We start from the raw sequence: 14,428 nt of genomic DNA on the forward strand, positions 1-14,428 counted from the left end.
CGCCCGCGCCGGCGGCGGCGCGGGCGGCGAGGACGGCGGGGACGGCGGGGACGGCGTCACACCTGGCAGCGTAGGACCGTCCCCCCACCCCCGCGACCGGGGCCGGGGCGGGCCTACGGCACGTGGCGGACCTCGGGGAAGCGGGGCGACGGGCCGTCCAGGAGGTGGTCGTCCCGGTCGCGCAGCCAGCGGTCGAAGAACGACGCCACGTACGCGCGCCGGACGGCGGTGGCCCGTGCCGGGTCGACCGTGCCGATGTTCCTCTCCACGACGTCGCGCGGCTGCCCGGCCCGCGGCAGCACGGCGGTGAGGTCGGTGTACGTCTGGTGGCGCGAGCCGCGCAGCGTGAAGTCGGCCTTCCAGCCCGGCGTACGGGACCAGAAGGCGCCCCAGGACGGCTCGGTGGTGTGGTCGACGCCGTCGCGGCCCATGAGGAGCAGCGGCCGGTCCACGCCGTGCCGGGCGATGTCGGTGAGGTGGGTGCCCTTCGGCTCGCCGTTGTACTCCAGCGAGCCGTCCAGGTCGACGGCGGCCTTCACGCGCTTGTCCGCGTACATCGTCCCGGCGGCGGCGATGCCGCCCGCGGAGTGCCCGACCGCGCCGACACGGTTGCGGTCGACCACCCGGGACAGGCCGCCGGGCAGGTCACCGAGCCGGTCCAGGACGAACCGGTCGTCGGCGACCCGGACGTCCATGACCTTCTTCAGGAGACGGGAGAGCGACTCGTCGTCCGTGACCCCGGCGAGCGCGTCCTTGAGGGGCTTGTCGTCCGCGACCGAGCCGTCGGGGAACTGCACGCCCGGCGACTCGTAGGTGTGGTCGACGGTGACGACGACGTAGCCGCGGCTCGCCAGGTCCTCGACGAGCGAGGTGTTCCACGTCCGCGGGTCGTTGGCGCCCGCCGAGTACAGCAGCACCGGCCGCCGCCCGCCCCGGCCGTCGACGGGCGCGCCCTGCCGGGCGTGGACGCGCATGCCCGCCCAGTCGACGGCGCCCGCCGGGACGCCGTGCCGCGGCTCCGCGCCCCAGCGTTCGGCGGCGCCCGGCGCCATGTAGGGGGCGCGCCCGGACCCGCCGGTCTTCCGCGCCGGGTACCAGACGCTCACCATCAGCTCGCGGTACGGCCGCGAGGTGACCCAGGGGTCGTGGCGCGCGTGGTCGACGAGGCGGGCCGTCACCGTGCCCACCGGGTGCGGGCCGGTGGGGGCGGGCAGCTCCGGGCGCACGGGTGCGGCGGGCCGCTCGGGCGCGGTGTGCGCGGCGGCCGGGGCCGCGGCCCCGGCGCCCAGGGCTCCGGCGGCGAGCGCGAGAGCGGTCACGCCCCTGGTCAGACGGGTCGGGTGCGGGGTGCGAAGCGCGGCGGAAGTCATGCGTCCATGCTGGTCCGCGGCCCCGCCCGCGACCATGGGGCAAGCCGGAGAGTCCGTCCCGGGGGATAACCCCCAGGGCCCCTTCGGCCGTTACCGCTCCCGTCGCCGGATCTTGTTCCCCAGCCACACCAGCGGGTCGTACTTGCGGTCGACGGCCCGCTCCTTCAGGGGGATCAGCGCGTTGTCCGTGATGCGGATGTTCTCGGGGCACACCTCCGTGCAGCACTTGGTGATGTTGCAGTAGCCGAGGCCGTGCTCCTCCTGGGCGGCGGTCTTGCGGTCCAGGCCCGCGTCGGCCGCCGCGTCCAGCGGGTGCATGTCCAGCTCGGCGACGCGCATCAGGAAGCGCGGCCCCGCGAACGACGTCTTGTTCTCCTCGTGGTCCCGCACCACGTGACAGGTGTCCTGGCACAGGAAGCACTCGATGCACTTGCGGAACTCCTGGGGGCGGTCCACGTCCTCCTGCGCCATGCGGTACGCGCCCGGCTCCACGCCGGGCGGCGGCACGAACGCGGGCACCTCCCGCGCCTTGGCGTAGTTGTAGCCGACGTCGGTCACCAGGTCGCGGACCACGGGGAAGGCCCGCAGCGGGGTGACGGTGATCGTCTCGTCACGCGTGAACACCGACATGCGGGTCATGCACAGCAGCCGCGGCCGCCCGTTGATCTCCGCCGAGCAGGAGCCGCACTTGCCCGCCTTGCAGTTCCAGCGCACCGCGAGGTCCGGCGCCTGGGTCGCCTGGAGCCGGTGGATGATGTCGAGGACCACCTCGCCCTCGTTGACCTCGACCGTGAAGTCCTCCAGGCCACCGCCGCCGGTGTCGCCCCGCCACACCCGGAAGTGCGCGTCGTACGCCGTGGACGCCGCTGCTGTGCTCACTCGTAGAGCTCCTCTTCGGCCAGGTACTTGACCAGCTCCTCCTTGTCGAAGAGAGCGAGCAGGTCGGGACGGACGGGGTCGGTCGTGACGCGTTCGAGGTCGATCTGGCCGCGCACCGGGTCGGTGGCCGCGAGGCCGCCGGTCGGGTCGGCGAGCCGGCACAGCAGGTTCACGCGGCGCCAGGCGCGGTTCATACCGGGGTGGTCCTCGCGGGTGTGCCCGCCGCGGCTCTCCGTGCGCTCCAGGGCCGCCCGCGCCACGCACTCGCTGACCAGCAGCATGTTCCTGAGGTCGAGCGCCAGGTGCCAGCCCGGGTTGAACTGCCGGTGCCCCTCGACCCCGGCCCGCCGCGCCCGCGTCCGCAGCTCCGCGAGCTTGTCCAGGGCCCGCTCCATCTCGGCCTCGCGCCGGATGATGCCGACCAGGTCGTTCATGGTCTGCTGGAGCTCCTGGTGCAGCGTGTACGGGTTCTCGGGCGCCGCCCCGGCCTCGGGGCCCTCCGCGCTGAACGGGCGCAGCGCCTCGGCCGCCGCGGTGGCCACCTGCGGCTCGTCCACCACCGGCCGGACGGCGAGGTCGGCGGCGTACCGGGCCGCGTACAGACCGGCGCGGCGGCCGAACACCAGCAGGTCGGAGAGCGAGTTGCCGCCGAGCCGGTTCGAGCCGTGCATGCCGCCCGCGACCTCGCCGGCCGCGAACAGGCCGGGCACGCCGCGCGCCGCCGCCGTGTCGGAGTCGACCGCGACGCCGCCCATCACGTAGTGGCAGGTCGGCCCGACCTCCATGGGCTCGGCGGTGATGTCGACGTCGGCCAGCTCCTTGAACTGGTGGTACATGGACGGCAGCCGGCGCTTGACGACCTCGGCGGGCATCCGCGTCGACACGTCCAGGAAGACCCCGCCGTGCGGGGAGCCGCGCCCGGCCTTCACCTCGGCGTTGATGGCCCGCGCCACCTCGTCGCGGGGCAGCAGCTCGGGCGGGCGCCGGTGGTGGTCCGGGTCCTCGTACCAGCCGTCGCCCTCCTCCTCGGACTCCGCGTACTTCTCCTTGAAGACGTCGGGAATGTAGTCGAACATGAACCGCTTGCCGTCGGAGTTCCGCAGCACGCCCCCGTCACCGCGCACGGACTCGGTGACGAGAATGCCTTTCACGGACGGCGGCCAGACCATTCCCGTCGGGTGGAACTGCACGAATTCCATGTTGAGCAGCGGCGCCCCCGCGAGCAGCGCGAGCGCGTGGCCGTCGCCGGTGTACTCCCACGAATTCGACGTCACCTTGAAGGACTTGCCGATGCCGCCGGTGGCCAGGACGACACCGGGCGCCTCGATGACGAAGAACCGCCCGCTCTCCCGCTCGTAGCAGAAGGTCCCGCTGACCCGCCCGCCCTCTTTCAGGACCCGGGTCACGGTGCACTCCTGGAAGACCTTCAGGCGGGCCTCGTAGTCCCCGAACTCCTTCTTGTCCTCCTGCTGCAGCGCCACGATCTTCTGCTGCAGCGTGCGGATCAGCTCAAGGCCCGTACGGTCGCCGACGTGTGCGAGCCGGGGGTATTCGTGCCCGCCGAAGTTCCGCTGCGAGATCCGCCCGTCCTTCGTGCGGTCGAAGAGGGCTCCCCAGGTCTCCAGCTCCCACACCCGGTCGGGCGCCTCACGGGCGTGCAGCTCCGCCATCCGCCACTGGTTGAGGAACTTCCCGCCGCGCATGGTGTCGCGGAAGTGGACCTGCCAGTTGTCGCCGGAGTTCACGTTCGCCATGGCCGCGGCGATGCCGCCCTCGGCCATCACCGTGTGCGCCTTGCCGAAGAGCGACTTGCAGATCACGGCCGTACGGGCGCCCTGTTCCCGCGCCTCGATCGCGGCCCTGAGCCCGGCCCCGCCGGCGCCCACGACGACGACATCCCACTGCTGCCGCTCCACTTGAGCCATCAGAACAACCTCGGATCGTCGAACGCCCCGGAGGCGATCAGATACACGTAGAAGTCGGCGAGCGCGACGCTGACCAACGACGCCCAGGCGAGCAGCATGTGGCGGCCGTTCAGCCACCCCACCCACCGCCACATCCGATAGCGCACCGGGTGCTTGGAGAAGTGCTTGAGCTTTCCGCCGACGATGTGCCGGCAGGAGTGGCAGGAGAAGGTGTACGCCCAGATGAGGACGATGTTCACGAGGAACACCAGGGTGCCGAGCCCGGCGTGCCCCCACGCGTAGTGCTCGTCGCGGAAGGTGAGCACGGTGTCGTACGTGAGGATTCCGGCGACCGGCACCGCGGCGTAGAAGAAATACCGGTGGAGGTTCTGCAGGATCAGCGGGAAACGCGTCTCACCGGTGTACGTGGCGTGCGGTTCCGCCACCGCGCAGGCGGGCGGGGACGCCCAGAAACCGCGGTAGTAGGCCTTGCGGTAGTAGTAGCACGTGAGCCGGAACCCGAGCGGGAAGATGAGGACCAGCAGCGCGGGGGAGAGCCCCCACCAGCTCCCGAAGATCTCCCAGTTGGGCCCGTCCCGCATCGGCGCGCAGTTCTCGGCGAGGCACGGCGAGTAGAACGGCGAGACGTACGGCGCCTCGTAGTAGTCGGAGTCCGCGAACGCCCGCCACGTCGAGTACACGACGAAGGCGAGCAGCCCGGCGGCGGTCGCGGCGGGCTGCACCCACCAGCGGTCCGTCCGCAGATGGGCAGCGCCGATCGCGGCGCGCGTGCCGTGCCGTACGCCGCCGGGGTCCGTGCCCTTCTTCAGATGGGGTTCGGTGCCAGTGGCCAACGAGGCTCCACTCCTTCGTCGACGGGTGGGGGGAGGGGATGCGGCGGGGGGGGTGCGGCCGGGTCAGGGCGCGCGGCGGTCGCGGGCGCCCAGGCCCTCGTCGTCCGAGTCCGTCCACAGGGAACGGTCGTACGGGGTGTCCGGCACGGGGACCATCGGGGGCCGCGGCGGGGGCGGCGGCACCGCGGCGGCGGGACCGGCCGGGGGCGCGCCCGCCGGGTCCGGCGCGGCCGAGGTCGCGGCCCGCAGCAGCGCGAGGCTCTCGCGCAGGTGGTCGGTGTCCATGCGGACGCGGCGGAAGTCGACGCCCGCCAGTTCGGGACCGGTCCGCTGCCCGATCCGGTCCACGGCGTGCACCAGATCGTCGACACAGCGCTGAATGGCCGTCAAGTCGTCCTGCAGAGCCATGACTTGCCCTCACTTCACGGGTGCGGTGGCAACGCTCACGCAAACGCTCATGCGCCTGCGAGTGTCGCGCGTCACATCCCGGCTTGGGAAGGGATCCGCCCGGATTCACCCGGGCGCACCCGTCCCCGCCGAAGCACCCCACCCCGCCGAGCGCCCCCACCCGGCCCCGCACCCGCCCCGCGCCCCGGGCGGGCCCGCCCGCGCGGCCTGCCGGGTCCATTCGCTCGCGACGTCGTCGTCCTCGGCCTCGGCGATCCAGAGGCCACCGAGGTGTGCGTCGGCCGGGCCAGGCCCCGTTGCGCCACCCGAGTGGCATCCGCCACCGCCCCGCCGTGTCGGCTCCACCCTCCCCTCCCCGTCCCGTTCAGTGGGGGCGATACCGCAATACATGTGATCAACTCCATAATCCCGGCGAAGCGCCGCAAAGCCTCAGCGAACGCGCGCGAAGCCGCCCCACCCTCACCCGCGCCCGCCCGGGCACAGCCCCACCCGCACGGCAGCGCCCCAGCAAGGCGGCCGGACAGCACGCCCCGGAGGTACCCGTCATGCCCCACGACCGCGCCAGGCCGCGACCGGCCCGCCCGACGGCCACGGTCCGCTCCGCCGTGTTCCTCGTCGCCGGCGTCCTCGCGCTGCCCGCCCTCGCGGGGTGCGGCGCGGACGACGACGGGACGGGCGCCGCGGCGGCCGCGCAGGACATCGCGCCCGCCGCCCGCTCCCAGGTGGCCGACGGCGGCACCGTGAAGTGGGCGGTGGACGACCTGCCGGACACCTTCAACGCGTTCCAGGCGGACGCCGACGCCACCACCTCCCGCATCGCGAGCGCCGTACTGCCGTCGCTGTACCGGCTCGACCAGCGGGGCCGCGTCCAGCGCAACCCCGACTTCCTGGAGTCGGCGGAGGTCGTGGAGCGCGAGCCCCGGCAGGTCGTGCTCTACAAGCTCAACCAGCAGGCGGTGTGGAGCGACGGCCGCGAGGTCGGCGCCGACGACTTCGCCGCCCAGTGGCGCGCCCTGTCCGGCAAGGACAGCGCGTACTGGACGGCCCGCAACGCGGGCTACGAGCGCATCGAGAAGATCGAGCGCGGCGCCAACAACCTGGAGGTGCGCGTCACCTTCGCCCAGCCGTACGCCGACTGGCGCTCGCTGTTCTCACCGCTGTACCCGAAGCAGGTCATGGGCAGCCCCGACGCCTTCAACGACGGCGCGCGCGGCAGGCTGAAGGTCACCGCGGGCCCCTTCGCCTTCAAGAAGGTCGACCGCGACGCCGGCGAGGTCACGCTGCGGCGCAACCCGCGCTGGTGGGGCGACCCCACCAAGCTCGACAAGCTGGTCCTGCGCGAGGTGCCCCGCGAGCGCCGCGCCGCCGCCCTCGCCCGGGGCAGGGTCGACCTCGCCGAGGTCGACGCCGACGAGGCGGGCCGCATCGCCCTGGCCGCCCGCGAGAAGGGCCGGCAGGGCGCGCTCACGCACGGCCCCGCCGCCCGGCTGACGCCCGCCGGGGCCCTGCGCTCCTGGGCGGTCGCCCACGGCTCCGACGAGGAGGCCGCGGAGGCCGAGCTGGAGGCGCGCGAGCGGACCGACAGGGCCGTGCGGCGGTACGCCGGCGAGCAGGCGGGCCTGCGCCGCTACGTGGTCCGCAAGGCCCTCGAACCCGCCTACACCCAGCTCGCCCTCAACGGCTCCGAGGGCCCGCTCGCGGACGACCGGGTCCGCCGCGCCGTGGCCCGGGCGCTGGACCGCGAGGAGCTTGCGGAAACGGTTCTGAAGCCGCTCGGCCTGCCCGCGCGCCCGGTCGGCAGCCACCTGGCCCTCGCCGGACAGGACGCCTACGCCGACAACAGCGGCGCGCTCGGCGACCAGGACACCGCCGAGGCACGGGCCCTGCTCGCCGACGCGGGCTGGGTCCGCGGCGGCCCGCTCTCGGACAAGTACAAGGACCGGGCCGGCGGCAGGACCGGCGACGCGGGGGAGGAGAGGGGCAGCGAGGGCGCGGCGGGCAGCGACGCGGCCGACGACGACGGCACGTACATCGTCGGCGAGGACGACGAGAAGCCCGGTGACCCCGGCACCTCGGTCCTCGCCCCCGGCCCCGCCGCCGCCATCCAGCAGGCCGCCCTGGTGACCCGGCAGGCCCACGCCCTCGCCACGCGCCGGGAGGCCGACAAGGAGCAGCGCAAGGACCCGGGGGGCCCGGCCCGGCAGCACAAGGAGAAGCACGCGAAGGGCGGTGCCCCCGGCGCCTACGCCCCCAAGGGCACCGCCGCCCCCGAGGCGGGCAAGGGCGCGGCGGCCACGGGCCCCCTCGCCAAGGACGGCAAGCCGCTCACCCTCCGCTTCGTCCTGCCCTCCGGCGACGGCTCGCAGGCGCTGCGCTCGGTCGCGGACCGGATCACGCGGATGCTGGGGCGGATCGGGGTCCGCACGGAGATCTCGAAGGTCGCCGACGAGAGCTACTTCAAGGACCACGTGGCGTCCGGCCAGTACGACATGGCGCTGTACTCCTGGCCCGCGTCCGCCTTCCCCGCCACCGACGCCCGGCCGATCTTCGCCAAGCCCGTGCCCGCCGCGGACGGTTCGCTGAACGTCGAGCAGAACTACACGCGCGTCGGCACCGACCACATCGACCAGCTCTTCGACCAGGCCCTCGCCGAGCTCGACGAGGGCGAGAACCGCGAGCTGGTGCAGAAGGCGGACGCCCGCATCTGGGCCGCCGCGGGCTCCATCCCCCTCTATCAGCGCCCCCAGCTCGTGGCGGCCCGCCCCACCCTGGCCAACGCGGGCGCCTTCGGCTTCGAGACCCCGCGCTACGAGGACATGGGCTACCTCAAGCACGGCGTCCGGCCCGCCCAGGGCCCCTCCCGCCGCTGACGGCACGGCAGGCCGCGGGCCCCCGGGACGGGGGCCCGCCGAGCCGTACTCGGCGGCGGCACGTAGGATGGTGTAAGGCCGAGGCGTGTTTCCTGCCCGGCAGGGCCGCGTACCAGCAGAGAAAAGTACGCGCAGCCGTCCACTCACTTCCGGGAGAAGCCCAGCTCGTATGCCCACGCGCCACGACATCCGTAACGTAGCCATCGTCGCCCACGTCGACCACGGCAAGACGACCATCGTCGACGCCATGCTCAAGCAGGCCGGCGCCTTCGCCGCCCACCAGCTCGACTCCGTCGACGACCGCATGATGGACTCGAACGACCTGGAGCGTGAGAAGGGCATCACGATCCTGGCGAAGAACACCGCCGTCAAGTACCACCCGAAGGACGGCGGCGACCCGATCACGATCAACATCATCGACACCCCCGGCCACGCCGACTTCGGCGGCGAGGTCGAGCGCGGTCTGTCGATGGTGGACGCGGTCGTCCTGCTCGTCGACGCCTCCGAGGGTCCGCTGCCGCAGACCCGCTTCGTGCTGCGCAAGGCCCTCCAGCAGCGCCTGCCCGTCATCCTGTGCATCAACAAGACGGACCGGCCGGACTCGCGCATCGACGAGGTCGTCAACGAGACCTACGACCTCTTCCTCGACCTGGACGCCGACGAGGACCAGATCGAGTTCCCGATCGTGTACGCCTGCGGCCGCGACGGCATCGCCTCGCTGACCAAGCCGGAGGACGGCACGGTCCCGCAGGACAGCGACAGCCTGGAGCCGTTCTTCACCACGCTCCTCCAGCACGTCCCGGCGCCGGAGTACGACGAGGACGCCCCGCTCCAGGCCCACGTCACCAACCTGGACGCCGACAACTTCCTCGGCCGCATCGCGCTGCTCCGCGTCGAGCAGGGCGAGCTGAAGAAGGGCCAGACCGTCGCGTGGATCAAGCGCGACGGCTCCATCGCCAACGTCCGCATCACCGAGCTGATGATGACGGAGGCCCTGACCCGCAAGCCCGCCGAGAAGGCCGGCCCCGGTGACATCTGCGCCGTCGCGGGCATCCCCGACATCATGATCGGCGAGACCCTCGCCGACCCGGAGAACCCGGTCGCGCTGCCGCTGATCACGGTCGACGAGCCCGCGATCTCCATGACGATCGGTACGAACACCTCGCCGCTGGTCGGCCGGGGCGGCACCGGCAAGGGCGCCGACGCCAAGGCCGCCGTCAAGGACCGCAAGGTCACCGCCCGGCAGGTCAAGGACCGGCTCGACCGCGAGCTGATCGGCAACGTCTCCCTGCGTGTCCTGGAGACAGGACGCCCGGACGCCTGGGAAGTCCAGGGCCGCGGCGAGCTCGCCCTGGCGATCCTCGTCGAGACCATGCGCCGCGAGGGCTACGAGATGACCGTCGGCAAGCCCCAGGTGGTCACCAAGGAGGTCGACGGCAAGACGTACGAGCCCGTCGAGCGCATGACCATCGACGTGCCCGAGGAGCACATGGGCGCCGTCACGCAGCTCATGGGCATCCGCAAGGGCCGCATGGACAACATGTCCAACCACGGCTCCGGCTGGGTGCGCATGGAGTTCGTCGTCCCGTCCCGCGGCCTCATCGGCTTCCGTACGGAGTTCCTGACGAACACCCGTGGCACGGGCATCGCCCACTCCATCCACGAGGGCCACGAGCCCTGGTTCGGCACGCTCCAGACGCGCAACAACGGCTCGCTGGTGGCCGACCGCTCCGGCACGGTCACGGCGTTCGCGATGACGAACCTCCAGGAGCGCGGCGTGCTCTTCGTGGAGCCCGGCACCGAGGTGTACGAGGGCATGATCGTCGGTGAGAACTCGCGCTCCGACGACATGGACGTGAACATCACCAAGGAGAAGAAGCTCACGAACATGCGGTCGTCGACCGCTGACGTGACCGAGTCCATCGTGCCGCCGCGCAAGCTCTCGCTCGAGCAGTCGCTGGAGTTCTGCCGCGACGACGAGTGCGTCGAGGTGACCCCGGAGGCCGTTCGCATCCGCAAGGTGAACCTGGACGCGCGCGAGCGCGCCCGCGCGGCGTCGCGCGCCAAGCACGGCTGAGCCGCCCGGTTCGGTACCGAGGCCGGTTTCCCCCACACCGGTGGTGTGGGGGAAACCGGCCTCGGCCGTATCCGCGGGGCGGTAGCGTGACGCAGCGGTACAGGCACCCCTCGGGCCGGCCGACGCCCCTCCGGCAACCGATTTTCGTCTCAGAGGTGTCCGCTATGCGGACTGCTCTGACCGTTAGATGGGTAACACGTCCGTTTCGCAACCATCTATCTAGGATCGGTTTGTCCGGATTTTGGAAGTTGTACGGCGCAGGTGTGATTGAACCGAGACCAAAAGGGTGTGGTCGGGCCGTATCTCATGGCTAATAGTTGACCGCGTATAGCTCGGGTCAATGGGTCACGCGCTGTGGGGAGCGCCGACTCACGAGCACACTGGGGTACTCGATCCACGTCGGCAGGGGTGTCGACGCTGCTTCTCGTACCCCCTCTTGTAGTGAACAAGTGGACTCATGAGGAGGAACCCCATGCGTGGTGCCAAGAGCGCCAAGTGGGTCGCGATAGCCGGTGTTGTGGCCCTGACCGCCACTGCCTGTGGCGGTGGCGACGACAAGGAGAACAGCGGCAAGGTCGACCCCAAGGGGATCGTCAGCTACGCCAACGGTGAGCCGCAGAACCTGCTGCAGCCCTCGAACACCATGGAGGCGTACGGCAGCGTCGTCATCGACGCCCTCTTCACCGGGCTTGTTCACTACGACAAGCAGGGCAACATCACCTACGAGAACGCCGAGTCGGTGAAGCCGTCCCAGGGCAACAAGCTCTGGACGGTCAAGCTGAAGCCGGGCTGGAAGTTCCACAACGGTGAGCCCGTCACGGCGAAGTCCTACGTGGACGCCTGGAACTGGGCCGCCGACCCGGCCAACGGCCAGCAGAACAGCGCCTGGTACCGCGACATCGTCGGCTACGACGAGGTCCACCCGGCCAAGGGCAAGGCCAAGAAGAAGGCCATGTCCGGCCTGAAGGTCGTCGACGAGAACACCTTCACCATCACGCTGAAGAACGGCATCCCGTACTACGCGTACAAGCTGGTCTACAAGCCCTTCTTCCCGCTGCCCTCGGCCGCCCTGAAGGACCCGAAGAAGTACGGCGAGGCCCCCGTCGGCAACGGCCCGTACAAGTTCCAGAAGTGGGACCGCAAGAAGCTGATCTCGGTCCGCGCCTGGGACGGCTACAAGGGTGCCGACAAGCCGAAGAACGGCGGCATCGACTTCAAGGCGTACACCAAGGACACCGCGGCCTACGCCGACCTGAAGTCCGACAACGTCGACACGATGCCGATCGTCCCGAACAGCGAGCTCGCGAACTTCAAGCGGGACTTCGGCGACCGCGCCATCGAGATGGACTTCTCGGCGCTCAACACGGTCAACTTCGCCTTCTACAAGCCGCAGTGGAAGGACATCGACGTCAAGGTCCTCCAGGGCCTGTCGATGGCCATCGACCGCGACACCATCGCCAAGACGGTGTTCTACGGCACCCGCGAGTCGGCCACCGGCTGGGTCGCCAAGGGCGTGAAGGGCTACCAGGACGACGCCTGCGGCAAGTTCTGCAAGTACGACCCGAAGGCCGCCAAGGACGCCATCAAGGCCGGCGGCGGTGTCCCTGGCAACAAGATCTCCATCCAGTACAACGCCGACCAGCCCCACAAGGACTGGGTCGTCGCGGTCTGCAACTCCATCACCAAGGCGACCGGTGTGAAGTGCACCGGCGACGCGGTGACGGACTTCGCGGCCGACACGGAGATCCGTGACCAGAAGAAGGTCAAGTCGATGTACCGCTCCGGCTGGGTGCTCGACTACCCGTTCAACGGCAACTTCCTCGCCGACCTCTACGGCACCGGCGTCGACGGCAACAAGGGCGGCTTCTCGGACAAGAAGTTCGACGACCTGACCGCCAGGGCCGACAAGGCGAAGACCATCGACGAGTCCGCCGAGCTGTACCAGCAGGCCGAGAAGGAGCTGGTCAACAGCTTCCCGGGCATCCCGCTCTGGTACAACAAGACGCTCTCCGCCTACTCGAACAACGTCAAGAAGATCGAGTTCGACCAGGCCGGTGACCCGATCCTCCACGAGGTCGAGGTCTTCGAGAAGTAGCAGTCGTCGGAGTCCGCAGCCGCGAAGCGACGCCCGGTGATCCCGGGCGTCGCTTCCGGGCGGCTCCGCAATGGACGGAGGCACCACTATGGGGCGCTACGTCGCGAGGCGACTGCTCCAGATGATCCCGGTGTTCATCGGGACAACCCTGCTGATCTTCCTGATGGTCAACGCCCTTCCGGGCGACCCGGTCAAGGCGCTCTGGGGCGACAAGCCGCCGGACCCGGCGCAGGTCGCGCAGATCAAGCACGACCGCGGCCTCGACCTGCCCCTCTGGGAGCAGTACCTGCACTACATGAAGGGCCTGGTGCAGGGGGACTTCGGCAAGACCATCGCCGGCAACCGGCCCATCCTCGACGAGATCACCCAGGCGTTCCCGGTGTCCATGCGGCTCGCCGCCATGGCCTGGACGTTCGAACTCGTCGTCGGCATCACCCTGGGCGTGATCGCCGGTGTGCGGCGGGGCCGGATCATCGACACCACCGTGACGTTCTTCACGCTCCTCGTGATTTCCGTCCCGATCTTCGTGTTCGGCCTGGGCTTCCAGCTCATCTTCGGCAACGAACTCGGCTGGGTGAAGCCCACGGTGCAGGACTCGGAGGACTTCCAGCAGCTCATGCTGCCGGCGCTCGTCCTGGGCCTGGTCGGTCTCGCCTACGTGGCACGCCTGACCCGTACCTCCATCAAGGAGAACCGGTCGGCGGACTACATGCGCACCGCGGTCGCCAAGGGCCTGCCGCGCCGGCGCATCGTCACCCGCCACCTGCTGCGCAACTCCCTGATCCCCGTGGTCACCTACCTCGGCACGGACATCGGCGCCCTCATGGGCGGCGCGGTCATCACCGAGGGCATCTTCAACGTGACGGGCGTGGGCAACCTGCTCTTCCAGGGCATCGCCCGGCGTGAGGGCGCGATCATCGTCGGTGTCGTCACCGTCCTCGTCATCGTGTACCTCCTCGCCAGCCTGCTCGTCGACCTGCTCTACGCGGTCCTGGACCCGAGGATCCGTTATGCCTGACGTCACCAAGACCACGCCCGCCGAGGCGGCGGCCGAGACGCCGGTCGTCACCATGAAGCCGGCCGAGGGCCGCGAGGCGGGCGGCGCCCGCAGCCTGTGGAGCGACGCCTGGCGCGACCTGCGCCGCCGTCCGCTGTTCGTGATCTCCGCCCTGCTGATCCTGCTCGTTCTGCTGGTGTCGGCCTTCCCGGGCCTGTTCACCAGCACCGACCCCGGCAGCGGCGACCTGCAGAAGCACTTCCTCGGCTCGCCCAACCTCGGCCACTTCTTCCAGGAGGACTGGTTCGGCTACGACCGCCAGGGCCGCAGCATCTACGCCCGCGTGGTGTACGGCGCGCGCAACTCCGTGATGGTGGGCGTCGGCGTGACCCTCCTCGTCACCTTCTTCGGCGGCCTGGTCGGCATGCTCGCGGGCTACTTCGGCGGCTTCTGGGACAGCCTGCTGTCCCGGATCACCGACGTGTTCTTCGGCATCCCGTTCCTGCTCGGCGCGATGGTCGTGCTCAACGCCTTCACCGACCGCAACGTGTGGGTGATCACCGGCGCCCTGGCCTTCCTCGGCTGGACGCAGATCGCCCGCGTCATGCGCGGCGCGGTCATCACGACCAAGCACGCGGACTACGTGATGGCGGCGAAGGCGCTCGGCGCGGGCACCAAGCGGATCCTGTTCCGGCACGTCCTGCCGAACGCCGTCGCGCCGGTCATCGTCGTGGCGACCATCGCGCTCGGCACGTACATCGTCGCCGAGTCGACCCTGTCGTACCTGGGCCTCGGCTTCGGCAGCGACGCGGTCTCGTGGGGCGCCGACATCTCCGACGCGACGCAGGACATCCGCAACAACCCGCACACGCTGATCTTCCCCGCCGGGATGCTCAGCATCACCGTCCTGGCGTTCATCATGCTCGGCGACGCGGTACGCGAAGCCCTCGACCCCAAGCTGCGCTGAGGGAGGC

The 14,428-nt window shown here is 70.8% G+C and carries 10 protein-coding genes; 5 read left to right on the plus strand and 5 right to left on the minus strand.

Annotated elements, in window-relative coordinates; translation table 11 throughout:
* Nucleotides 1-113: 113 nt before the first annotated feature.
* The 5 genes from QK440_RS25900 to QK440_RS25920 form a co-directional block, all read right to left on the minus strand.
* Nucleotides 114-1,370 (minus strand): hypothetical protein, encoded by a 1,257-nt coding sequence (locus QK440_RS25900; protein WP_282795618.1) that lies wholly within the window; start codon nt 1,368-1,370, stop codon nt 114-116.
* 90 nt (nt 1,371-1,460) lie between these two features.
* Nucleotides 1,461-2,249, minus strand: coding sequence for a succinate dehydrogenase/fumarate reductase iron-sulfur subunit (locus QK440_RS25905; protein ID WP_282795619.1), 789 nt, complete (start codon nt 2,247-2,249; stop codon nt 1,461-1,463).
* Nucleotides 2,246-4,174: a fumarate reductase/succinate dehydrogenase flavoprotein subunit gene (locus QK440_RS25910; RefSeq protein WP_282795620.1), complete on the minus strand. Its 1,929-nt coding sequence runs from the start codon at nt 4,172-4,174 to the stop codon at nt 2,246-2,248. Before QK440_RS25910 ends, QK440_RS25905 begins: the two co-directional genes overlap by 4 nt.
* Nucleotides 4,174-5,007, minus strand: a complete 834-nt coding sequence (locus tag QK440_RS25915) for a hypothetical protein (RefSeq protein WP_282795621.1) — start codon at nt 5,005-5,007, stop codon at nt 4,174-4,176. The genes QK440_RS25910 and QK440_RS25915 overlap by 1 nt, the downstream gene beginning before the upstream one ends.
* 63 nt (nt 5,008-5,070) lie before the next feature.
* Entirely contained in the window at nt 5,071-5,415 is a 345-nt protein-coding gene (locus QK440_RS25920; protein ID WP_282795622.1) for a hypothetical protein, read from the minus strand.
* 545 nt (nt 5,416-5,960) lie between these two features.
* Here QK440_RS25920 and QK440_RS25925 point away from each other — a divergent pair.
* From QK440_RS25925 to QK440_RS25945, 5 genes are all read left to right on the plus strand, one after another.
* Nucleotides 5,961-8,285 carry an ABC transporter family substrate-binding protein gene (locus QK440_RS25925; protein WP_282795623.1) on the plus strand — a complete coding sequence of 775 codons (2,325 nt, stop codon included), beginning with the start codon at nt 5,961-5,963 and terminating at the stop codon, nt 8,283-8,285.
* A 169-nt stretch (nt 8,286-8,454) separates the two neighbouring features.
* Nucleotides 8,455-10,362, plus strand: coding sequence for a translational GTPase TypA (gene typA, locus QK440_RS25930; protein ID WP_282795624.1), 1,908 nt, complete (start codon nt 8,455-8,457; stop codon nt 10,360-10,362).
* 472 nt (nt 10,363-10,834) lie between these two features.
* Nucleotides 10,835-12,457: an ABC transporter substrate-binding protein gene (locus QK440_RS25935; RefSeq protein ID WP_282795625.1), complete on the plus strand. Its 1,623-nt coding sequence runs from the start codon at nt 10,835-10,837 to the stop codon at nt 12,455-12,457.
* Nucleotides 12,458-12,545: 88 nt separating this feature from the next.
* Nucleotides 12,546-13,475: an ABC transporter permease gene (locus tag QK440_RS25940; RefSeq protein ID WP_282795626.1), complete on the plus strand. Its 930-nt coding sequence runs from the start codon at nt 12,546-12,548 to the stop codon at nt 13,473-13,475.
* Nucleotides 13,468-14,421 (plus strand): ABC transporter permease, encoded by a 954-nt coding sequence (locus QK440_RS25945; protein ID WP_282795627.1) that lies wholly within the window; start codon nt 13,468-13,470, stop codon nt 14,419-14,421. Before QK440_RS25940 ends, QK440_RS25945 begins: the two co-directional genes overlap by 8 nt.
* Nucleotides 14,422-14,428 lie beyond the last annotated feature (7 nt).

The organism is Streptomyces sp. CC224B (genome assembly GCF_030010595.1).
In the GTDB taxonomy this organism is placed as follows: Bacteria; Actinomycetota; Actinomycetes; order Streptomycetales; family Streptomycetaceae; genus Streptomyces; species Streptomyces longispororuber.